Source organism: Streptomyces sp. NBC_01351 (genome assembly GCF_036237315.1).
In the GTDB taxonomy this organism is placed as follows: domain Bacteria; phylum Actinomycetota; class Actinomycetes; order Streptomycetales; family Streptomycetaceae; genus Streptomyces.
The window spans coordinates 3,515,281-3,537,600 of record NZ_CP108356.1 but is presented as its reverse complement, the minus strand read 5'-3'; the positions used below and the strand labels follow the sequence as shown (position 1 = coordinate 3,537,600).

The window sequence follows — 22,320 nt, the reverse complement described above, 5'->3', positions numbered from 1 at the left end:
GGGGCGTTCACAGTGGAGAATCTGATTGCGCTGCTGGTGGCGGCGCCCCTGCTCGGAGCGGCGGTGCTGCTGTGCGGCGGCCGGCGCCTCGACAAGTACGGCCACTGGATCGGCACCGCCCTCGCGGCCGCCTCCTTCGGGATCGGCGCCGTCCTGTTCGCGGACATGCTGGGGCGGGGCGCCGATGACCGGACCCTGAACCAGCACCTGTGGAGCTGGATCCCGGTCGAGGGCTTCCAGGCGGACATCGCCTTCCAGCTCGACCAGCTGTCGATGACCTTCGTCCTGCTGATCTCCGGGGTGGGCACGCTCATCCACGTGTACTCGATCGGGTACATGGAGCACGACGAGCGCCGCCGCCGTTTCTTCGGCTACCTCAACCTCTTCGTCGCGGCGATGCTGCTGCTCGTCATCGCCGACAACTACCTGCTGCTGTACTTCGGCTGGGAGGGCGTGGGCCTCGCCTCGTACCTCCTGATCGGCTTCTGGCAGCACAAGCCCAGCGCGGCCACCGCCGCGAAGAAGGCCTTCCTGGTCAACCGGGTCGGCGACATGGGCCTGTCGATCGCGATCATGGTGATGTTCACGACGTTCGGCACCTTCGCCTTCGGGCCGGTGCTCGGCGCGGTCGGCGAGACCTCCGAGGGCACGCTCACGGCGATCGGCCTGATGCTGCTGCTGGCCGCGTGCGGCAAGTCCGCCCAGGTGCCGCTGCAGTCCTGGCTCGGTGACGCGATGGAGGGCCCGACCCCGGTCTCGGCCCTGATCCACGCCGCCACCATGGTGACGGCCGGCGTCTACCTGATCGTCCGCTCGGGCGCCATCTTCAACGGCGCGCCGGACGCACAGCTCGTCGTCACCATCGTGGGCGCGGTCACGCTGCTCTTCGGTGCGATCGTCGGTTGCGCGAAGGACGACATCAAGAAGGCCCTGGCCGGTTCGACGATGTCGCAGATCGGCTACATGATCCTCGCCGCGGGCCTCGGCCCCATCGGCTACGTCTTCGCGATCATGCACCTGGTCACGCACGGCTTCTTCAAGGCGGGTCTCTTCCTCGGCGCCGGTTCCGTGATGCACGGGATGAACGACGAGGTCGACATGCGCAAGTACGGGGCCCTGCGGAAGTACATGCCGGTCACCTTCGTGACCTTCGGGCTCGGCTACCTGGCCATCATCGGCTTCCCCGGTCTGTCCGGCTTCTTCTCCAAGGACATGATCATCGAGGCGGCCTTCGCCAAGGGCGGCACCCAGGGCTGGATCCTGGGCGGAGTCACCCTGCTGGGCGCCGGCATCACCGCCTTCTACATGACCCGGGTCATGCTCCTCACCTTCTTCGGCGAGAAGCGCTGGCAGCCGGACGAGAAGGGCGAGCTGCCGCACCCGCACGAGTCCCCGAAGTCCATGACCATCCCGATGATCATCCTGGCCTTTGGGTCGGTGTTCGCGGGCGCCTTCTTCGAGATCGGCGACCGCTTCCTGAACTGGCTGGAGCCCGTCACCGGGTACGCCCACGGCCACCCGCCGGTCAGCGCCATGACGGTGACGCTGGCCACCATGGTGGTCCTGGTCGTCGGCGTCGGCATCGCCTGGGCGATGTACGGCCGCAAGCCCGTCCCGGTCCTCGCCCCGCGCGGCTCGCTCCTCACCCGGGCGGCCCGACGGGACCTGCTCCAGGACGACTTCAACCACGTCGTGCTCGTCCGCGGCGGGGAGCACCTGACCCGCTCGCTCGTGTACGTGGACCACAGCCTGGTCGACGGGGTGGTCAACGGGACGGCCGCCTCGGTCGGCGGACTGTCGGGCCGGCTGCGCAAGCTCCAGAACGGCTACGCCCGCAGCTACGCGGTCTCGATGTTCGGGGGCACGGCGATCCTCATCGCCGCGACCCTGCTGATGAGGGCGGTGTGACATGAACTTCCCGCTTCTGACCGCGACGGCCGCGGTCCCCGCGGTCGGCGCGATCCTGACGGCGGCCGTCCCGGCCGCCCGCAGGACCGCGGCCAAGTGGCTCGCGCTGTTCTTCTCGCTGGCGACCCTGGCCCTGGCCGTGCTCGTCGCGGTCCGTTTCGAGCCCGGTGGCGATCGCTACCAGCTCACCGAATCCCACGCCTGGATCCCCGACTTCGGCGTCCGCTACGAACTGGGCGTGGACGGCATCGGGGTGGCGCTCATCGCGCTCACCGCCGTGCTGATGCCGTTCATCATTCTGGCCGGGTGGCACGATGCCGACCCGTTGGAGACCAAGAGTCAGCGCTGGCGGCCGACCCAGGGCTTCTTCGCCCTGATCCTGCTGGTCGAGGCGATGGTGATCATCTCCTTCGAGGCCACCGACGTCTTCCTCTTCTACATCTTCTTCGAAGCCATGCTCATCCCGATGTACTTCCTCATCGGCGGCTTCGGAGACCGGGCAACGTCCTCCCGATCAGCCGCTGCCGCGGCGGGCGGGTCCGATGAGAACGCGGCCACGCAGCGCTCGTACGCGGCGGTCAAGTTCCTCCTCTACAACCTGGCCGGCGGCCTGATCATGCTGGCCGCCGTCATCGGGCTGTACGTGGTCGCCGGGAACTTCTCCCTCCAGGAGATCGCCGCCGCCCGCGCCGCGGGCACGCTCGACATGGCGACCAACACCGAGCGGCTGCTGTTCCTCGGCTTCTTCTTCGCCTTCGCGGTGAAAGCCCCGCTGTGGCCGCTGCACACCTGGCTGCCGAACGCGATGGGCGAGGCCACGGCCCCGGTCGCCGTACTGATCACCGCGGTCGTCGACAAGGTCGGCACCTTCGCGATGCTCCGCTTCTGCCTCGGGCTCTTCCCCGAGGCCAGCAAGTGGGCCACGCCCGTGATCCTCGTACTGGCCCTGATCAGCATCGTCTACGGCGCACTGGTCGCGGTCGGGCAGCGGGACATCAAGCGGCTGGTCGCCTACGCCTCCATCTCGCACTTCGGCTTCATCATCCTGGGCATCTTCGCGATGACCTCCCAGGGCCAGTCCGGTGCGACGCTCTACATGGTCAACCACGGGATCTCGACGGCGGCGCTGATGCTGGTGGCCGGCTTCCTGATCTCGCGGCGCGGCTCGCGGCTCATCGCCGACTACGGCGGCGTCCAGAAGGTGGCGCCGGTCCTCGCCGGCACCTTCCTGATCGGCGGCCTCGCCACCCTCTCGCTGCCGGGCCTCGCACCCTTCGTCAGCGAATTCCTGGTCCTGGTCGGCACGTACGCCCGGTACCCGGTCGTCGGCATCATCGCCACCATCGGCATCGTGCTGGCCGCGCTCTACACGCTGGTCCTCTACCAGCGCACCATGACCGGCCCCGTGAAGGAGGAGGTCCGCACCATGCCGGACCTGCGCCTGCGGGAGGTGCTGGTGGTGGCCCCGCTGATCGCGCTGCTGATCGGGCTGGGCGTCTACCCGAAGGTGCTCACCGACATCGTCAACCCGGCGGTGGAGCACACCATGTCCGACGTGAAGTTGACGGACCCTGCTCCTGAAGTGGAGGCGGCGAAGTGAGCACGATGACTGCTGCCCACAGCCTGTGGACACTGGCGGCCGCGGCACCGGTCCCGGTCGACCGGATCCCGACACCGAAGATCGAGTACGCCCAGCTCGCGCCCACGCTCATCGTGGTGGGCGCGGCGATCATCGGAGTCCTCGTCGAGGCCTTCGTACCGCGCAAGTCCCGTTACTACGTCCAGGTGTTCCTCGCCGTCGCCGCGCTCGCCTCCGCCTTCGCGGCGGTCGTCGGCCTCGCGGCCGGCGGGTACGGGTCCACCAAGGCGCACGTCGCCGCGATGGGCGCGATCGCCGTGGACGGCCCGGCACTGTTCCTGCAGGGCACCATCCTGCTGGCCTCGGTCGTCGCGATCTTCACCTTCGCGGAGCGGCGCCTGGACCCGGCCGCGCACGGCAACCGGGTGGACTCCTTCGCCGCGCAGGCGGCGTCCGTACCGGGCAGCGAGAGCGAGAAGGCCGCGATCAAGGCGGGCTTCACCACCACCGAGGTGTTCCCGCTGGCCCTGTTCGCGGTCGCCGGGATGCTGATCTTCCCCGCGGCGAACGACCTGCTGACGCTCTTCATCGCGCTGGAGGTCTTCTCCCTCCCGCTGTACCTGCTCTGCGCCGTCGCCCGCCGCCAGCGGCTGATGTCGCAGGAGGCCGCGGTGAAGTACTTCCTGCTGGGTGCCTTCTCCTCCGCCTTCCTGCTCTTCGGCATCGCGCTGGTCTACGGCTACGCGGGCTCCGTCTCCTACGCGGCCATCGCCGACGTGGTCGACGGCACGGTCGCGAAGATCGACCCGGCGCTGGCCTCCACCATGGGCAACGACGCGCTGCTGCTGATCGGCGGCGCGCTGATTCTCACGGGCCTGCTCTTCAAGGTCGGCGCGGTCCCCTTCCACATGTGGACCCCGGACGTATACCAAGGCGCCCCGACCCCGGTCACCGGCTTCATGGCGGCGGCGACGAAGGTGGCCGCCTTCGGTGCACTGCTTCGTCTCCTCTACGTCGTCCTGCCCGGCCTGCGGTGGGACTGGCGGCCGGTGATGTGGGCGGTGGCCATCGTCACGATGCTGGCGGGCGCGGTGATCGCCGTGACCCAGACCGACGTCAAGCGGCTCCTCGCCTACTCCTCGATCGCGCACGCGGGCTTCATCCTGGCCGGCGTGATCGCGACCTCGGCGGAGGGCGTCCAGTCCGTCCTCTTCTACCTGGGCGCGTACTCCTTCGTGACGATCGGCGCCTTCGCGGTGGTCACGCTGGTGCGCGACGCGGGCGGCGAGGCCACGCACCTGTCGAAGTGGGCGGGCCTGGGCCGTCGTTCGCCGCTGACGGCGGCGGTGTTCGCGGTCTTCCTGCTGGCCTTCGCCGGCATCCCGCTGACCTCGGGCTTCGCCGGCAAGTTCGCCGTCTTCAAGGCGGCGGCGGAGAGCGGCGCGGGAGCGCTGGTCGTGGTCGGTGTCATCTCGTCCGCGATCGCCGCGTTCTTCTACATCAGGGTGATCGTCCTGATGTTCTTCAGCGAGCCGAAGGCGGACGGCCCGACGGTGGCCGTGCCCTCGCCGCTGACGATGACCACCATCGCGGTGGGCGTCGCCGTCACCCTGGTGCTGGGCCTGGCGCCGCAGTACTTCCTGGACCTGGCGGGGCAGGCGAGCACGTTCGTCCGCTGACCCAATCGCAGCACGGTTGAGGGCCCGGTTCCCGTTGGGGAGCCGGGCCCTTCGTCGTGCGCACTACTCGGGTCGTCGCCGCTTCGGCGTGATCGCGGTGAGGTCCAGGTCGATGGGGAAGGGGACCGACACCTTGAGACGGTCGTGGAAGATGCCGGTGGCGACATATGCCTTGGTGGCGGGGTCGAGTTCGTAGACGTAGACCACAGCCCGGCCGTCCTTGTTCTCGACGCGCCAGTAGTGCGTGATTCCGGCGCGGGCGTACTTCACTGGCTTGGTCTCGCGATCGCGGTCCACGGACTCGGGGGAGACGACCTCGATGGCCAGCCGGACGGACGCCGCGGGGAAGCGGGTCTGCTGCGGATCGGTGATGGCCTCCTCGTCGATCACGATCACATCGGGCTCCGGACGGTTGCGCCGGTCGATGTCGATGGTGAACTCGCGGACGACTTCCAGACCTGCCGGTGCCAGCGATTGAAGCTGCCAATTGAAGAAGTCGACCGCTCGCGAGTGGAAGAGGGTCTGCGGACTCACGAAGATCAGGCTCCCGTCGATCAGCTCCGTGTGCGGAGGCAGATTCGGAAGCGTGTCCAGGTCGTCGGCAGTCCAGCCGCCCGGAGGTGGGATCGGCCAGCTGTGTTCCGGGTTCATCAGTGCTCCCATGAGCCGGAGTCTCGCGAGTGCGTCCAGCGTATCGCCGGAGTTCTCGCGAAAGCCGCCCTTACGGGTGAGTCATATGCCCGGAGCACTTGAGGGCCGGGTTCCAGTTGTGGAAGCGGCCCGCCGGGTTGTGCTCGTACGCCCACATGTGGAGGTCGTAGTGCTTGGGCATGCCCGCCCAGTGGCCGGGCATGGGGCCGTCGAAGGGGAGCCCGAACATGCTCGGGCGGTCGTCGGCGGTCTTGAGGTTCTGGTCGCGGTCGGTCGACATCCACTCCACGGCCTGGAGCTTGCGGCGGCCGTTCCGGTCCTTCGTGGCGCTGTAGAGGAGCGCGGTCGGCCTGCTCGGGTCCTGCGAACCCCAGTTGGCCTGCTTGACGTAGTGGTAGCCCATGGAGCCCACCCCGAACGGGTTGTTCATGCACTCCGTGCCGTGCGGCACGTACCCGTCCATGAGCGCCAGCCGCTCGTCCACGTACTTGGCCGTCACGCTGATGGCCGTCGCCATGTCCCGCATGGCCTGCTGGTCGCGCGCGTCGGGCGCCGGCCCCCCGACCCCGTGCGCGGGGGCCAGGGCGGCCAGGGCCAGGGACCCGGCGGCGACGAGGGTGAGGGCGGCCTTGAAAGGACGGGTGGCCATGGGGACTCCTGCCGATCGGGGCTTTCGTCCACCATCCCGGGGCGGTGGAGAGGGTGCACGCGGCAGACCCCCGAACGGGGGCCGGGCGGGTCAGGCCGCCGCCCGGCCGGCGTACGCGCGGACGTCCGCGTCCGGGTCGGCCACCGCCTCGGCGAGGGCCGCCCGGGCGGCGTCCGTGTCCCGGTGGGCCAGCAGCGCGAGCACCGCGGCCTTGCGGACGTCCGCGTTGGCGTCGGCCAGTGCCCCGGTCAGCGCCGGTACGGCCGTGCCGGGCGCGGCGGCCGACAGTGCGGCCGCCGCACCCGCCCGGACCTGCCAGGCGGGATCGGCCAGGGCCGCCACGGCGGCCTCGGCGTACCGCCCCGGGCAGCCGGTGGAGGCCAGGGCCGCCAGGGCGGCGCCCCGCACCAGGGGGTCCGGATCGCCGAGCAGCGGCCCGAGCGAGGCCCGCACCTCGGTGGCGGGGGAGTGCACCGAGGCGAGGCCCTTCGCCACGGCGACCCGGACCTCGCGGGCCGGGTCCGCCGCGGCCGCCGCCAGTGCCGGGAGGGCGTCGACCGAGACCAGCGCCCGTACGGCGTGGATGCGTACCTCCGGGTCGGCGTCGGTCAGCGCGGCGGCGTACAGCTCCGCGTCCCCGAGGCGCAGCGCCCGCAGGGCTTCGAGCGCGGCCGAGCGCACCACCGCGTCCGCGTCCGCAGCCGAGGTGAGGGCGGCGCGTAGCCCGGCGCCCAGCTCCGGGTCGCCCGGCAGGACTTCCAGCAGCTCGCGCAGCGCGGCCGCGGCGGCGGTCCGTACGGCCGGGGAGGCGTCCGTGAGCCGGGCCGCGAGCGCGGGGCCGGCCCCGTCCGGGACGGTCTCGCCGAGCGCGGTCACGGCGGCGGCCCGCACCGCCGGGTCGGGGTCGGTGAGGTAGGGGCCGAGGGCGTCCAGACCGGGTGACTCCTCGGCGAGGGCGAGGAGTTCCAGGATCCGGGGAGAGGAGGCACCGGCCCGCCGGGCCGGGTGGGCTGCGTCGGCCGTACGGCCCTCCGGCCCGGCGGATGCCCCGGCGGCGTCAGGTACCGGCGCTGCGGCCCCCGAGCCCGTGCTTGCCACCGAGCCCGCGCCCGCGCCCGAGCCCGAGCCCGTGCCGGTCCCCGCGCCCGGTGCGGCGGCGGCCCGCCCCGCCGTCGCCACCGGGAGCGGGGCGACCTCGCCCAGGTGTCGGGAGGGTCCGCCCACCGGGGTGAATTCCGGGACCGGGACCACGTACGGCTCCACCGGCCGGGCCGTGAACTCCATCGCCCCCGAAGTCGACTTGCGCAGGTCCAGGTGGTGCAGCCAGCCCGCGTCGTCCCGCTCCGGATGGTCGAGCCGCTCGTGGTACAGCCCCCAGCGCGACTCCGTTCGCGCCAGCGAGGACCGGGCCGCCATCTCCGCGCAGTCCCGGATGAACGACACCTCTGCGCACCGCATCAGCTCGTGGGCCGTCCGCGCGCCCATCCCCGCGAGCTCCGACTCCATCCGGGTGAACGCCTCCACGGCGAGGGACAGCCGCGCGCCCGTCTTCGGCGGCGCCACGTAGTCGTTCACGAACCGCCGCAGCTTGTACTCCACCTGCGGCTGCGGCGGGCCGTCCGGGTGGCGCAGCGGGCGGTAGATCAGCTCGTGCGCCGCCGCCAGCTGCTCCGCCGGCAGCGTGCCCTCGTACGCGGTGTACCGGGAGGCGTCGGCGCCCGCCAGGTCCCCGAAGACGAACGCCCCGATCATGTAGTTGTGCGGTACGGAGGCCAGGTCCCCGGCCGCGTACAGCCGGGCGACCGTGGTGCGGGCGTGGTCGTCCACCCGTACCCCCGAGGCGGAGTGGCCGCCGCACAGCCCGATCTCCGAGATGTGCATCTCGATGTCGTGGGTGCGGTAGTCGTGACCGCGGCCGGCGTGGAAGGTGCCGCGCGTCGGCCGTTCGGTGGTGTGCAGGATCGATTCGAGCGAGGCCACCGACTCCTCCGGGAGGTGGCTGAGCTTCAGGTACACGGGACCCCGGTCCGAGCCGAGTTCGGCGGCGAACTCCGACATCATCTGGCCCGACCAGTAGTCGGAGTCGACGAACCGCTCGCCGTGCCGGTTCACCTGGTAGCCGCCGAAGGGGTTGGCGACGTACGCGCACGCCGGCCCGTTGTAGTCCTTGATCAGCGGGTTGATCTGGAAGCACTCGATCCCGGTCAGCGCGGCGCCCGCGTGGTACGCCATGGCGTAGCCGTCACCGGCGTTGGTCGGGTTCTCGTAGGTGCCGTACAGGTATCCGGAGGCGGGGAGTCCGAGCCGCCCGCAGGGGCCCGTCGCGAGGATCACGGCCCCCGCCCGGACGGTGACGAAGGCGCCGGTACGGGTGTTGAAGGCGGCCGCGCCGATCGCCCGGCCGTCCTCGGGCGAGGTGAGGACCCGTACCGGCATCACCCGGTTCTCGATCCGGATCCGCTCGCGCATCTCCCGGCGCCGCAGCTGCCGGTAGAGGACCTTCTTCACGTCCTTGCCCTCGGGCATGGGCAGCACGTACGCGCCCGAGCGGTGCACCTGGCGGACGGCGTACTCGCCGTGCTCGTCCTTCTCGAACTTCACCCCGTACGACTCCAGCCGCTGGACCATCGCGAAGCCGCGGGTCGCGGTCTGGCGGACGGTGGACTGGTCGACGATGCCGTCGTTGGCGCGGGTGATCTCGGCGACGTAGTCGTCGGGCTCGGCGCGGCCGGGGACGACGGCGTTGTTGACCCCGTCCATGCCCATGGCGAGGGCGCCGGAGTGGCGTACGTGCGCCTTCTCCAGGAGCAGCACCCGCGCGCCGCGCTCGGCGGCGGTCAGCGCCGCCATCGTGCCGGCGGTGCCGCCGCCGATGACGAGGACGTCGCAGGAGAGTTCCTCGGCGTCGCCGATCGCGGGGATGTCCATGGTGGGGTTGCCCTTCAGAGTGAGTCGATGATGTGCCGGCGGAGCTCGGCGTGATCGGCCGTGCGGTCCGCGGCGCGGTCCCGGGGGGCGGGTACGGGGAGCACCTCTCCCGTGCCCGGCAGTGCGACGCGGTCGCCGAGGAAGAGGGCCTCGTCCACGTCGTGGGTGACGAAGACGACGGTCGCCCCGGTGCCGGCGAGGACGTCCACGAGGAGGTCCTGCATCTCGGCGCGGGTCTGGGCGTCGAGCGCGCCGAACGGCTCGTCCATGAGCACGGCCCGCGGCCGCGCGGCGAGGGCCCGGGCCAGCTGCACGCGCTGCCGCTGCCCGCCGGAGAGCTGGTGCGGGAGCCGCTGCGCGTGCGCGGCGAGCCCGACCCGCTCCAGCCACCCCTCGGCGACCAGCCGCCGCTGGGCCCGCCCCCCTCCGCCGCCCGTTCGGCGCCCGGAAGCGCGGATCGCGAGGGGGAGTTCCACGTTGGAGCGGGCCGTGCGCCACGGCAGAAGGGCATCGTCCTGGAAGACGAGCGCCCGGTCCGCGGACGGGCCCGTGATCGGGGTGCCGTCCTGTTCCACCGTGCCGGCGAGCGGGGGCAGCAGGCCCGCCAGCGTGCGCAGGAGCGTGGACTTCCCGCACCCGGACGGGCCCACGACGGCCAGCACCTCGCCGGCTTCCACCGTCAGGTCCACCCCGTCGAGCACCGGGTTCCCGCGGTGCCCGAGGCGCGCCCCGCGCAGTTCGAGCCGCGCCCCGAGGGCCTCGGCGGTGATGCCGGTCGCGCTCATCTGGTCACCTCTCGGGTACGGGTCCCGGGCGGCTCCGGCGCCGTGCCGGCGGGCGGGCTCGCGGGCGGGTTCGGGGGCGGGTCGGCGGGCGGGTTCGGGGCGGAGCCCGGGGTCCGGCCCGGGGCGGGCTCCGCCGTCCGGGAGGCCCGGACCGACCGGGCCTCCCCGGCCGGTGGCCCCGCCGCGGAGGGGCCCGGCAGGCGTACGGCACGGCCCGGGCGCGGCCGGGAGGAAGGGGCCGCGGGGGCGCGGGCCGGCAGCCAGCGCGTCAGGCGGCGGCCCGCCCGTTCCACCGCGGTGGACGTCAGCCAGCCCAGCGCCCCGATGGTGACCATGCCGACGAAGACGGCGGGGTAGTCGACCACCGTGTAGTCCTGCCAGGTCCGGTAGCCGACCCCGTACTCGCCGGAGATCATCTCGGCCGAGATCACGCAGATCCACGACACCCCGATGCCCACCGACAGGCCCCCGAAGATGCCCGGCAGGGCCCCGGGCAGGACCACGGAGAACAGGATCCGCCCCCGCCGCCCGCCCATCGTCAGGACCGCCTCCTCCCACACCGGCGTCAGCGCGGCCACCGCGTGCCGCGTCGAGACCACCACGGGGAAGAACGCGGCGGCGAAGGTGATGAAGACGATCCCCTGCTCGGTGGAGGGGAACAGCAGGATCGCCACCGGGACGAGCGCGATGGCCGGGACCGGCCGCGCCACCTCCAGCAGCGGGCCCAGCAGATCGTGTGCCGTGCGGGAGCGGGCGAGGGCCGTCCCCGCGGCCACGCCCAGCACCGCGGCGAGCGCGAAGCCCGTCACGATCCGGCGCAGGCTGAAGCCCAGGTCCTGCCAGTACTCCGCGGTCCCCGCCCGCTCCACGTACGTCGACGCCACCTCGCCCACCGTCGGGAACTGCTCGAAGCGCAGCCACAGGTTCACGTCCTGCGAGGTCAGCACCTGCCACAGCAGCAGGGCCGCGCCGAGCGAAGCCACCCGGAGCAGCCCGCGGCCGGCCGTCATGAGGCCAGGGCCCCGGCCTCGGCGAAGCCCACGATCCGCGCCCCGGACCCCTTGCGCTGGTCGACGTACGCCTTCGCGCCCGCCTGCGTGACGAAGGCGCGCAGTTCGGAGCCCTCGGCCACCCACACCGCCTTGTCCGCGAACCACAGGGTCCCGGTCACCGCGTCCGGTACGTACGCCGCCCGCACGTCCGCGCCGCGCGCCGCCTTCAGCAGCTCGCGCGGGGAGTCGAAGGACTGCGTACGGGCCTGGCCCTTGAGCCACAGTTCGGGCCGGGCGGCCGCCGCCTTCGGGTACTCCGGGGCCCCGGCCGAGGCCCGCTCCAGGGGCTCCGGGTCCACGAACGCGTCCACGTCCACGTCACCGAGCAGCTTGGCGTCCCTCAGTACCGGCACGTCCTGCTTCAGCGCGTCGATCAGCTCCGGGCGCAGCGCCGGGTCGAAGGTCGCGATGCCGTTGGCCCCGTTGTAGAGGTACACCACCTCCGCGGGCAGCCCGGTCTCCTTGGCCACCGCCTCGGCGGCGGCCACCGGCTCCGCGCGCAGGTGGTCCGTGGCCTTGCGCTGCGCCCGCAGGAAGTCCTCCAGTACGCCGGCCCGCTCGGAGGCGAACTTCTCCCGCACGGTGACCCCGTGGAAGGTCGGCAGGTTCAGCTCGGCGCCGTCGTACAGGGCCTTCGCGCGCCCCTCGAAGGACAACTGCCCCGGCCACGCCACGAACTGCGACAGCGCGTCCACGCTGCCCGCCTGGAGTGCCGAAGCGCCCACGCTGGGCTGCTGGTTGAGCTTCTCGATACCGGTCGCAGGGTCGATCCCGGTGCGCTGCAGAGCCCGTACGAGGGTCCCGTCGGCCGCCGATCCGACGCTCGTGGACACCTTCTTGCCGCGCAGGTCGGCGAGGGACGCCAGCTTCGAATCCGGGGCGGTGACCACGGTGTTGAGCCCGCCGCGCAGGTTGTAGCCGGTCACGGCGACGAGGCGGGTGGGCTGCTTCAGCTCGATGCCGCGGGCCGCGTTGATGAGCAGCGGGAAGTCGCCCATCGAGCCGATGTCGATCTTCCCGGCGGTCATCTGGGCGGTGATCGGGGCCCCGGTGGCGTAGTCCTGCCAGTCCACCTTGTAGGTGATGCCGTCCTTCTTGCCGCGGGCCGCGAGCTCCTGCTCGAAGTAGCCGAGGGAGCGCAGCAGGGTGCCGGCGGTGACGGTGTTGATGGTCTTGGACTGGTAGCCGACGGTCACCGTGACCGTCTTCGAACCGGACGCCCCGCCCGCCCCGGAGGCGTCGCCACAGGCGGCGGCGAGCGGGGCGAGGAGCAGGACGAGCGCGGGCGCGAGTGTTCTGTTGCGCATGGGAGGAGGACCTTTCACCGGAGCAGGTAGGGCATGTTGACGGTGACCGCGCCGGTGGGACAGCGCGCGGCGCACGGGCCGCAGTACCAGCACTCGTCCACGTGCATGTACGCCTTGCCGTTGTCCTCGCGGATCGCGAGCGAGTCGAGCGGACACATGTCGACGCAGAGGGTGCAGCCGTCGATGCACAGGGACTCGTCGATGGTCACGGGCACGTCGCCGCGCTGGGGGACCAGAGGCATGGCTGTCTCCAGGAGGTGGGTACGCAGAGGGCGGAGGGAAGGCTCAGAGCGAGCGGCGCAACAGGCCGCTCATGGTGATCCGGTCGCCGCGGAAGCGGATGAACTCCAGGTCCACGGGCCGGCCGTCGGCCAGGTGGGTGAGGCGCTCCAGCATCAGCACGGCGGCCCCGCGCGGGGCCTGGAGGACGGCGGCGGAGTGCGCGTCGGCGTTGACGGCTTCCAGGGTGATCTCGGCGTGGCCGAGCGGCTGCCCGGTCAGCTGCTCCAGGAGCCGGAACACATCGGTGTTCTCCAGGTCGCAGCCCAGCAGTTCGGCGCCGATGTCCATCGGCACGTAGGTGAGGTCGAGGGAGAGCGGCAGGCCGTTCAGGCGCCGCAGCCGCTCGACGTACAGCACGTCGGCGTGCTCGGGCAGGCCGAGGCGGCCGGCGACGGGGGTGGGGGCGCGGACGGGGCCGACCGTACGGACCTCGTTGGTCACCCGGCCGTGCTCGTTCAGGGTCTCGGCCAGGCCCTGGAGGCGGTCCAGGCCGTGCGGGTACTTCTCGCAGACGACGACGGTGCCGACGCCGGGGCGGCGCTCCACGAGCCGCTCGCCGCGCAGCAGGTCGAGGGCCTGGCGGACGGTGTTGCGGCCGGCGCCGTAGTCGGCCGCCAGGGTGTCCTCCAGGGGGAGGACGCCGCCGGGGTAGCCGCCCGCCAGGATCTGGTGGCGCAGCAGGTCGGCGAGCTGGCGCGCATGGTCGGCGCGCAGTCGCCGCCGGCGCGCGGCGGCGACCGGGACGGTGTGCGTGACGGTGCGTTCGGCTGGCATGGCAGGGAACGTACCGGCGGCCCGGCGTCGGTGGTGTTGCCGCAGTGTTGCGCCACCGGACGTTACTTCCGCGCGGCTCTGACCTGCGGTTTCGGCGGGGCGGCGGAAAGATCCGCCACCCCGCCGACCGAGGGCTGGACTACCGCGATCCCACGATGCGGCCGGTGACCTCGCCGAGGCCGACGCGGGTGCCGTCCGGGCCCGGGGCCCAGGCCGTGAGGGTGACGGTGTCTCCGTCCTCCAGGAAGGTGCGCTTGCCGTCGGCGAGCTCGATGGCGTCGCGGCCGTTCCACGTCAGCTCCAGCAGCGAACCGCGCTGGCCGACCTCGGGGCCGCTGACGGTGCCGGAGCCGTACACGTCACCCGTACGCAGCGAGGCGCCGTTGACGGTCATGTGCGCGAGCTGCTGCGCGGCCGTCCAGTACATGGAGGCGAACGGCGGCTGCGCCACCTCCTGCCCGTTGATGGAGACGGTGATGCGCAGGTCGAAGCCGCCGGGGCGCTCCGCGTCCGCGTCGTCGAGGTAGGGCAGCAGCGGGAAGTCCCGCGCGGGCGGGGTCACTCGGGCCGCGTCCAGGGCCTCCAGGGGGGTCACCCAGGCGGAGACGGACGTCGCGAAGGACTTGCCGAGGAAGGGGCCGAGCGGCACGTACTCCCAGGCCTGGACGTCGCGCGCCGACCAGTCGTTGAGCAGGAACAGCCCGAAGACGTGGTCCTCGAACTCGCCCAGCGCCACCGGCGAGCCCAGCTCGGACGGGGCACCGACGACGAAGCCGACCTCGGCCTCGATGTCGAGCTTGACCGACGGCCCGAAGACGGGCGCCGGGTCCGTGGGCGCCTTGCGCTGCCCGGAGGGCCGTACGACGTCGGTTCCGGAGACCACGATCGTGCCGGACCGGCCGTGGTAACCGATGGGCAGGTGCTTCCAGTTGGGGGTCAGCGCGTCCCCGTCGGGCCGGAACATCTTCCCGACGTTGGTGGCGTGGTGCTCGCTCGCGTAGAAGTCGACGTAGTCGGCGACCTCGTACGGCAGGTGCAGCGTGACCTCGTCGAGCGGCAGCAGGTGCGGCTCCACGGTCGGGCGGTGGCCGGGGTCGGTGACCCAGGCGGTCAGCGCGCGGCGCACGTCGCGCCAGGCGGTGCGGCCGGCGGCCAGCAGCTGGTTCAGGGAGGACTGCCCGAGCAGCCCGGCGTACGGAGAGCCGAGGGCGACGGCCGCCGCCCCCGCGTCGAGCACGTACCCGCCGATCCGCACGCCGATCCGGCGGCGGTCCTCCCCGGCGGTGGAGAAGACGCCGTAGGGGAGGTTGTGCGGCCCGAACGGGTCGCCCTCGGTGAGATCGAGGGGGCTCTGCTGGGGCATGGGGTGCTGCCTCGCTTTCGACGCGGTCCGGGGGTGTCCCGGAGGCTGGTTGACACGTTACGTGGCTGGTGGGGCCTGCGGGAGGCCGGATTAGGGCACTATTTGTAGGACTTGTCCGAGGGGGTCCGTATCCTTGGCGAGGTGACTTCCGCCCTGCCTCAGGCCCTTCCCTATGCCTTGATCGCCACTGACCTGGACGGGACTCTGCTGCGCGCCGGGGACACCGTCTCCCCCCGCTCGTACGAAGCGCTCGCCACCGCCCGCGCGGCCGGCGCCCAGCACATCATCGTCACCGGCCGCCCCGTCCCGCAGGTCCGGCACGTCCTGGACCGCCTCGGCTACACGGGGATCGCGGTGTGCGGGCAGGGCGCGCAGGTGTACGACGCGGCGCGCGGGAGCCTGCTGCACTCCGTCTCCATGGACCGGGACCTGGCCGAGGTGGCCCTCGGGAAGATCGAGGCGGAGATCGGCGAGGTGTACGCGGCGGTCAACCAGGAGGGCGTGGACGCCGAGATGCTGATGGGGCCGGGCTACCGGATGTGGCACCCGCACCTCCCGACGGTCCGGGTGGGCCGGCGAGCCGACCTGTGGGCCGCGCCGATCAACAAGGTGCTGCTCCAGCACCCGGAGCTGGACGACGACGAACTGACGCGGGTGGCGCGGGCGGTGGTCGGGGACCTGGTGAACGTCACGATGGCGGGGGAGCACACGGTGGAACTCCAGCCGCCGGGCATCGACAAGGCGAGCGGCCTGGCGCGGGCGGCGGCGGTCCTGGGGGTGCCGGCGGCGTCGACGATCGCGTTCGGGGACATGCCGAACGACATCCCGATGTTCGCGTGGGCCGCCCGGGGGGTGGCGATGGCGAACGCGCACCGCGAGCTGGTGGCTGTCGCCGATGAGGTCACCCTGTCGAACGAGGAAGACGGCATCGCGGTGGTCCTGGAGCGGCTGTTCGCGTAGCGCGGGGGCGGGGGCGGGGGGCGCTCACGCGCATCCGCCGTTTTTCGGACAGGGGTGTGGCGGCGTGTTCAGGTGCGGTTTCGCCTGTGTGGCGGGCCCTCCGTACGGCCCTCCGTACGGCCCTCCGTACGGCCCTCCGTACGGGCCCTCGCCGGGCGATGAGGCCTCGGCCATCTCCCACCGCCGGCCGGACCCCGGGGCGCCGCTCGAAAATGTCCGGATATCGCTTCCCGTAGGGGAACACCGCCTGCCAGCCCGTCAGTTCACTGAGGGCAACCGGGGCGGGCCCGCACGGCTTGTCCTCGACCGTCAGTGCAACGGCAAGGGAGCACCCGTGCGCATCCTCTTCACCGGCCCGGCGACGGCCGGCCACCTCTTCCCGATGATCCCGACCGCGCAGGCGCTGCGCGCCGCCGGCCACGAGGTGCTGTTCGCGGGTTCGCAGCCGCTGAACCAGCTCCGCGAAGCCGGCTTTCCCATAGTCGAGATAGGCGACGGCCGCACCATCCGGGACGTGTTCGAGCAGTCCACCGGCGAGGAGGTGCGCTACGTCGCTCCCGACATGAACACGGACCAGATCCTCGACAGGGCGGCCCGCGTCTTCGCGCTCGTCTCCCGCTCCACCGTGGACGGCCTGCTGGAGGTCGCCGACAGCTGGGGCGCCGATCTGCTGGTCTACGACTCCTTCCAGGCCTCCGCCCCGCTGGTCGCGGCCAAGCTCAAGATCCCGTCGGTGATCCAGAACTTCGGCGTCACCTCCGGCCTTGCCATGGTCGCCCGACTCGCCGCCAACTTCACCGAGGCGTACGAGACGTACGGGGTGGCAGGACCCGCCGCGCCCACCGCGCTGAACATCGTCCCCGCCTCGCTCGGCGGCGACCCGGGCGGCCTGCGGATGCGCTACCTCCCCTACAACGGCGGCGGTACCGTCCCCGCCGAGCTGCTCCGCCGCGGGACCCGCCCGCGCGTCGCCGTCACCCTGGGCACCGTGCTCACCGAGATGGAGGGCGTCGGCGCCATAGTCCGCCTGATTGAGGCGGCCGCGTCGGTGGACGCCGAGTTCCTGCTCGCCGTCGGCGACGCCGACCTCACCCCGCTCGGCACCCTCCCGGACAACGTCCGCCCGCTGCCCTGGGTCCCGCTCGCCGAGCTGCTGACCGCCTCCGACGCGCTGATCCACCACGGCGGCTCCGGCACCCTGCTCACCGCCCTCCAGGCCGGACTGCCCCAGCTCCTGCTCCCCCAGGGCGCCGACCACTTCACCAACGCCGACGCCCTCACCAAGACCGGCGCCGCCCTGCGCTCCGCCTCCGACGAGGTCGACGCCACGCTCCTCACCCGCCTCACGGCCGACCCGGCCCTGCGCGAGGCCGCCGCCCGCCTCCGGGCGGAGAACGCAGCCCTGCCGACCCCGGCCGAAACGGTCCCCGCGTTGGAGGCCCTGGTCGCCTCTTCCGTCTAGCCGAGGGGGCCGGGAGGGGCCGGCCGGTGAAATCCAGCCCCTCCGGCGTGTGAGGAGCGGGGTCTGGGGCGGAGCCCCGGCAGCGGCGCCGCGCCCGGCTAGCCCGCCGCGCGTGGCAGCCGGCGTTCCCACGTGCGGTGGAAGACCACCTCGTCCCCCTCCCGGCACACCACCTCGTTCGAGGTGACGAAGCCGCCTTCGTCGCACGAGATCTCCGACCGGGTCTCGACACGCGCGTCCCAGCCCAGCTCCGGCCGGTGCAACCGGATCCGCCACTCCGAGCGCGTCCGCGCCGACAGCGGGTCCCCGTCGGCGATCTCGTACTCCTCCACCGCGTCCTCGCCGTACTCCAGCCCGTCCGGGTACACCCGCGTGCCCCCGTACCGGGGGTCGACCTCCAGCCGCCACACCCCGCGTGCGACGTCCCGTACGACCAGCCGTTCCGGGCGCGGTTCGTCCAGCGTCGCCGGGAAGACCACCCCCAGCGGCTCCGACTGCTCCGGCGCCTCGAAGACGATCCCGCCGTCCAACGGCGACGCCGTCCGCACCGGGAGGGTCAGGAGGCTGCCCGCCGGGTCCAGGGTCCAGCCCGCCTCGGAGCCGGCCCGCGGCCAGATCCACGGCCAGTACGCGGACGAGAGCGCGAGGCGGATGCGGTGCCCGGGCGGGAAGGAGTGCCCGATGCCGTTCAGCTCGAAGGTGACGTCCTCGTACGAGCCCACGGGCCACGGCACCGCCCTGTCCCGGCCCTGCCGGGCCGAGAGGTTCAGCGCGCCCCGGGTGACCAGCGTCGAGGAGCCGTCGGGCGCGACGTCGCACAGCCGGGCCACGATCTGCCCGTACGGCACGTCCAGGCGCAGGCGGACCGTCACCGACGGCCGGCCCAGGATCTCGACCGGCTCCCCGTCGGGCCCCTCCGCCACCGGGAATTCGAAGCACGCCGACTTCGCGTCCTCCTCCCGCTGGTCCGGCGGCAGGTCGGCGTCGTTGCCGAAGGGGAAGAACCGGCCCGCGTCCAGCCCGGTGTGCTGCGGTGAGGCCACGACCACCGGCGCGCCCTGCAGCCCGTACGGCACCGGGACGACGGAGGCCGAGGGCCAGCTGCGGTCGCCGACCCAGCGGCCGGGGAGTTCCTCGTACACCGTGGCAGGCCGGTGCGAGTCGCTGATCCAGGAGCGCAGCAGCGGCTCGGCCATGACGCCGTTGTCCGCGCCCTTCAGCCAGTGGTCCCACCAGCGCAGGGTCTCCTGGAGGAAGCCGATCGCCGGGCCCGGCGGGAGCCCCCGGTCCGGGTACTGGTGCGACCACGGCCCGATCAGGCCCCGCACGCGCGACGAGGGCAGGGCGGAGACCAGTCGCAGCACCGTGTCCCGGTACGGGTCGTGCCAGCCGCCCACCGCGAGGACGGCCGCGCCGATCGCCGAGTAGTCCTCGCAGACGCTGCCGTGGCGCCAGTAGGCGTCGCGGGTCTGGTGGGAGAGCCAGGTGTGGATCAGGGGTTCGACCGATTCCAGCCGGTCCAGCCACTGCTGCCGCCAGCCGTCGCCGACGAACTCCGGGTCCGGCGGGCGGGAGGCGAAGGCCAGCATGGTGGCCGCCCACGCGTGCATGTCGACGGCCAGCACCGAGCCGCCCATGTAGTGCACGTCGTTGTCGTAGCGGTCGTCCGTCGAGCAGACGGTGACGATCGCCTTCAGCGGTTCGGGGGCCAGGGCCGCGATCTGGAGGGAGTTGAAGCCGCCCCAGGAGATCCCGAACATCCCCACCGACCCCGTGCACCACGGCTGCGCCGCGAGCCACTCCACCACCGCGACCCCGTCGGCCAGTTCACGGGCGTCGTACTCGTCGCCGGGACGGCCCCCGCTGCACCCGTGGCCGCGCACGTCCACCCGTACGGAGGCGTAGCCGTGGCCCGCGTACCAGGGGTGGCGCTGCCAGTCGCGCGGCGCGGTCCAGTCGGTGAGCCGGTACGGGAGGTACTCCAGCAGCGCCGGAACCGGCTCGTCCGTGACCGGGCGCCAGATCCGGGCGTACAGCTCGACGCCGTCGGGCAGCGGGATCCGGACGTCCTCGCGGGTGGTCGCGTACGGGAATTCGGTGCGGATGATCATGGGGCAGTCGCCAATCGCCTCAGTGGACGGGGTGCATCGTGCGCCGCAGCCACGGCGCGAGTGCGATCACGGCCAGGCCCACGGCGACCGCGACGGCGCCGTTGACGCCGAAGTACACGGGGTTGGACACCTCGCCGTAGACCTTGACCACCTGCGCCTGGATGCCGTTGGCCAGCGCCAGCGAGAGGAACCACAGGGCCATCGTCTGGCTGCTGAAGGCCTTCGGGGCGAGCTTCGTGGTGGCCGACATGCCCGAGGTCTCCAGCAGGATGTCGCCGAGACCGAGCAGCAGGTACGAGCCGACGATCCACCAGGCGGCCATCTGGTACGTGTCCCCGCTGTGCCCCGAGGTCGGGATCATCATCAGCAGGAAGGACAGGCCGCCCAGGATCACCCCGATGGCAATCTTGTTCGAGGAGTGCGGCTGGCGGGTGCCCATCCGGACCCAGAGCGCGGCGACCACGGGGGCGAGCAGCACCTCGAAGGCGCCGAGCGCCGAGGCGTACCAGCTCGCGGGGAAGTGGAAGCCGAGGATCTCGGTGCGGGCGTTGGTCGAGGCCAGCAGCATCATCGTCGAGTAGGCCTGGAAGAGGATGAAGTTGAAGGCCACCGAGGCCAGGAAGAGGACCACGTACGGGCGCAGCCGCCCGCGCTCCTCGGCCGTCACCCGGGGGCTGCGGAACATGACCGCGAAGTAGACGACCGGGGCGATCACCGAGACGAGGGTGAGCAGGTCGACGAAGCCGTCCATCGTGAGCCGGCCGGCGAGCGCCAGCGCGGTGGCGAGCACGGCGAAGGCGAGGCAGCTGCCAATGATCTTCATCACAGGGGGTCCCCCCGGACGGAGTCTGGGGGAGGAGCGCATCGCGTCGGGCGCGAGCGCGGCAGCCTCACTTACAGACGTGGCCGAGTGCTCGCGTCCGGCCAGGTGGCGGCGGCCCAGCACGTACTGGATCAGGCCCGCGGTCATGCCGATGGCGGCGGCGGAGAAGCCCCAGTGCCAGCCCTGGTGCTCGCCGAGCCAGCCGGTGATCAGGGGTCCGGCGAAGGCGCCGATGTTGATGCCCATGTAGTAGAGGGCGAAGCCGGCGTCGCGCCGCTCGTCGTCCGTCCGGTACAGCTTGCCGACCATGCTGGCCACGTTCGGCTTGAGCAGGCCGGTGCCCGCGCTGATCAGGCCGAGGCCCACCCAGGTCATGCCGGCGGTCGGCACGGCCATCGCGTAGTGGCCGCAGGCGATCAGGATGCCGCCCCACAACACGGCCCGGTACGAACCGAGGATGCGGTCGGCGAGCCACCCGCCCGCGACGGAGACGAGGTAGACCATGGTCCCGTAGGCCGCCGAGACGGAGGCCGCGGTGCCCGGGTCCATCCCCAGGCCGCCGTTGGCGACCGTGTCCGCGAAGTAGAGGACGAGGATGGCCTGCATGCCCAGGAACGAGAAGCGCTCCCAGACCTCCAGTCCGGAGAGCGTGGCGAGGCCCCGGGGATGGCCGAGGAAGGCGTGGTCGTCGCCGGGCGGCGGCTGGTCGGCCTCCGGATCCGCGGGCTCGTCTATATCGGTCGAAGTTCTGGACAAAACGTATTCTCCGGTTGTTTCGGCTCCTCAAGAACATACCGGGGTGGTTCGGACAGTGCGCGGGTGACGGACGGACAGTGCGGGGGTGGCGGCCGGACAGGCGCTCTCGGTGATCGAAAACAGACCCGATACGCTGGGTTGAGTGATGGCAGCGACACATCGACAATCCAGGTGATCGTCAGCGTGATCGTCAGCAGACAGGAGTACCCCTCGTGACCGTCGTCGGGCCGTTCGGACTGAGCGTGCGGGACCAGGCTCTTGAGACCGATGTCCAGGCCGGACTGGCCGCCGTCGAGGCGGGTCTGCTGGAAGCCACCAAGAGCGAAGTCCCCTTCATCACCGAAGCCGCACAGCACCTCGTGCGTGCCGGAGGCAAGCGTTTCCGGCCGCTGCTGGTGATGCTCGCCTCCCGCTTCGGCGATCCGTACGCACCCGGGATCGTGCCCTCCGCCGTCGTGGTGGAGCTCACGCACCTCGCCACGCTCTACCACGACGACGTCATGGACGAGGCGGACGTGCGCCGCGGCGTGGACAGCGCCAACACCCGCTGGGGCAACTCGGTGGCCGTCCTGACGGGTGACTTCCTGTTCGCCCGTGCCTCGCACATCCTGGCGGACCTCGGCCCCGAGGCCGTGCGCATCCAGGCCGAGGCCTTCGAGCGGCTGGTGACGGGTCAGATCCTGGAGACGGCCGGCCCGCGCGACGGCCGCGACCCCGTCGCCCACTACCTCGACGTCATCGCCGGCAAGACCGGCTCGCTCATCGCGGTCTCCGGCCGCTTCGGCGCGCTGATGTCCGGCGCCGACGAGTCCGTCGTCGACATCCTGACCCAGTACGGCGAGCGCCTCGGCACCGCCTTCCAGCTCGCCGACGACGTCCTCGACATCGCCTCCGACGCGCACGAGTCCGGCAAGACCCCCGGCACCGACCTGCGCGAGGGCATCCCGACGCTGCCCGTACTGCGGCTGCGGCAGATGGCGGCCGAGGGCGGCGACCCGGCCGACCTGGAACTCGTACGCCTCCTGGACGGCGACCTCACGGACGACGCCCGCCACGCCGAGGTCCTCACCCGGCTGCGGGCGCACCCCGCCCTGGAGCAGGCCCGCCGCGACACCATCCGGTACGCGGAGGACGCGCGGGCCACGCTCGCCCCGCTGCCCGAGTGCTTCGCCAAGTCGGCGCTGGAGGAGCTCTGCGACGCGGTGGTGCACCGCGCCGGATAGCGCTTGCCGCGCCTTCGACAGTGGAACG

Annotated in this window: 17 protein-coding genes; 6 read left to right on the top strand and 11 right to left on the bottom strand. The window is 72.2% G+C overall.

Annotated elements, in window-relative coordinates; translation table 11 throughout:
• Positions 1-12: 12 nt before the first annotated feature.
• From nuoL to nuoN, 3 genes are read left to right on the top strand one after another with little or no spacing between them, the layout of a single operon-like run.
• On the top strand, positions 13-1,908 hold the full coding sequence (gene nuoL / locus OG625_RS15990) for an NADH-quinone oxidoreductase subunit L (RefSeq protein WP_329380895.1): 1,896 nt from the start codon (positions 13-15) through the stop codon (positions 1,906-1,908).
• A 1-nt stretch (position 1,909) separates the two neighbouring features.
• A complete protein-coding gene (locus OG625_RS15985; protein WP_329380893.1) occupies positions 1,910-3,508 on the top strand; it encodes an NADH-quinone oxidoreductase subunit M in 1,599 nt (532 codons plus the stop codon).
• A gap of 5 nt (positions 3,509-3,513) precedes the next feature.
• Entirely contained in the window at positions 3,514-5,166 is a 1,653-nt protein-coding gene (nuoN, locus tag OG625_RS15980; protein ID WP_329390706.1) for an NADH-quinone oxidoreductase subunit NuoN, read from the top strand.
• 63 nt (positions 5,167-5,229) lie between these two features.
• Here the strand turns inward: nuoN and OG625_RS15975 are convergent, their stop codons facing one another.
• The 9 genes from OG625_RS15975 to fahA all read right to left on the bottom strand — a co-directional run bounded on the left by OG625_RS15975 (position 5,230) and on the right by fahA (position 14,957).
• Positions 5,230-5,829, bottom strand: a complete 600-nt coding sequence (locus OG625_RS15975; protein ID WP_329380891.1) for a Uma2 family endonuclease — start codon at positions 5,827-5,829, stop codon at positions 5,230-5,232.
• A gap of 58 nt (positions 5,830-5,887) precedes the next feature.
• Positions 5,888-6,466 carry a hypothetical protein gene (locus OG625_RS15970; protein ID WP_329380889.1) on the bottom strand — a complete coding sequence of 193 codons (579 nt, stop codon included), beginning with the start codon at positions 6,464-6,466 and terminating at the stop codon, positions 5,888-5,890.
• A 90-nt stretch (positions 6,467-6,556) separates the two neighbouring features.
• On the bottom strand, positions 6,557-9,394 hold the full coding sequence (locus tag OG625_RS15965; protein WP_329380887.1) for a fumarate reductase/succinate dehydrogenase flavoprotein subunit: 2,838 nt from the start codon (positions 9,392-9,394) through the stop codon (positions 6,557-6,559).
• A gap of 14 nt (positions 9,395-9,408) precedes the next feature.
• On the bottom strand, positions 9,409-10,179 hold the full coding sequence (locus tag OG625_RS15960; protein ID WP_329380885.1) for an ABC transporter ATP-binding protein: 771 nt from the start codon (positions 10,177-10,179) through the stop codon (positions 9,409-9,411).
• Positions 10,176-11,189 (bottom strand): ABC transporter permease, encoded by a 1,014-nt coding sequence (locus OG625_RS15955; protein WP_329380882.1) that lies wholly within the window; start codon positions 11,187-11,189, stop codon positions 10,176-10,178. The genes OG625_RS15960 and OG625_RS15955 overlap by 4 nt, the downstream gene beginning before the upstream one ends.
• Positions 11,186-12,538, bottom strand: a complete 1,353-nt coding sequence (locus tag OG625_RS15950; RefSeq protein WP_329380880.1) for an ABC transporter substrate-binding protein — start codon at positions 12,536-12,538, stop codon at positions 11,186-11,188. The genes OG625_RS15955 and OG625_RS15950 overlap by 4 nt, the downstream gene beginning before the upstream one ends.
• A gap of 14 nt (positions 12,539-12,552) precedes the next feature.
• A complete protein-coding gene (locus tag OG625_RS15945; protein WP_030710222.1) occupies positions 12,553-12,780 on the bottom strand; it encodes a 4Fe-4S dicluster domain-containing protein in 228 nt (75 codons plus the stop codon).
• A 43-nt stretch (positions 12,781-12,823) separates the two neighbouring features.
• The gene (locus tag OG625_RS15940) at positions 12,824-13,594 is read right to left on the bottom strand and encodes a GntR family transcriptional regulator (protein ID WP_329380878.1); all 771 of its coding nucleotides are present in this window, start codon (positions 13,592-13,594) and stop codon (positions 12,824-12,826) included.
• A 139-nt stretch (positions 13,595-13,733) separates the two neighbouring features.
• Positions 13,734-14,957, bottom strand: a complete 1,224-nt coding sequence (gene fahA, locus OG625_RS15935) for a fumarylacetoacetase (RefSeq protein WP_329380876.1) — start codon at positions 14,955-14,957, stop codon at positions 13,734-13,736.
• A 141-nt stretch (positions 14,958-15,098) separates the two neighbouring features.
• Here fahA and OG625_RS15930 point away from each other — a divergent pair, with 141 nt between their 5' ends.
• Both OG625_RS15930 and OG625_RS15925 read left to right on the top strand, forming a co-directional pair.
• Entirely contained in the window at positions 15,099-15,917 is an 819-nt protein-coding gene (locus OG625_RS15930; RefSeq protein ID WP_329380874.1) for an HAD family hydrolase, read from the top strand.
• 334 nt (positions 15,918-16,251) lie between these two features.
• Entirely contained in the window at positions 16,252-17,379 is a 1,128-nt protein-coding gene (locus OG625_RS15925) for a nucleotide disphospho-sugar-binding domain-containing protein (protein WP_329380872.1), read from the top strand.
• A gap of 98 nt (positions 17,380-17,477) precedes the next feature.
• Here the strand turns inward: OG625_RS15925 and OG625_RS15920 are convergent, their stop codons facing one another.
• Together OG625_RS15920 and OG625_RS15915 are read right to left on the bottom strand one after the other, a co-directional pair.
• Positions 17,478-19,490 carry a CocE/NonD family hydrolase gene (locus OG625_RS15920; protein ID WP_329380870.1) on the bottom strand — a complete coding sequence of 671 codons (2,013 nt, stop codon included), beginning with the start codon at positions 19,488-19,490 and terminating at the stop codon, positions 17,478-17,480.
• Between the two features lie 19 nt (positions 19,491-19,509).
• Positions 19,510-21,069 (bottom strand): peptide MFS transporter, encoded by a 1,560-nt coding sequence (locus OG625_RS15915; RefSeq protein WP_329380868.1) that lies wholly within the window; start codon positions 21,067-21,069, stop codon positions 19,510-19,512.
• A gap of 212 nt (positions 21,070-21,281) precedes the next feature.
• On the opposite strand from OG625_RS15915, the gene OG625_RS15910 reads away from it, so the two are divergent.
• On the top strand, positions 21,282-22,292 hold the full coding sequence (locus OG625_RS15910; protein ID WP_329380866.1) for a polyprenyl synthetase family protein: 1,011 nt from the start codon (positions 21,282-21,284) through the stop codon (positions 22,290-22,292).
• The last annotated feature ends 28 nt before the right edge of the window (positions 22,293-22,320 follow it).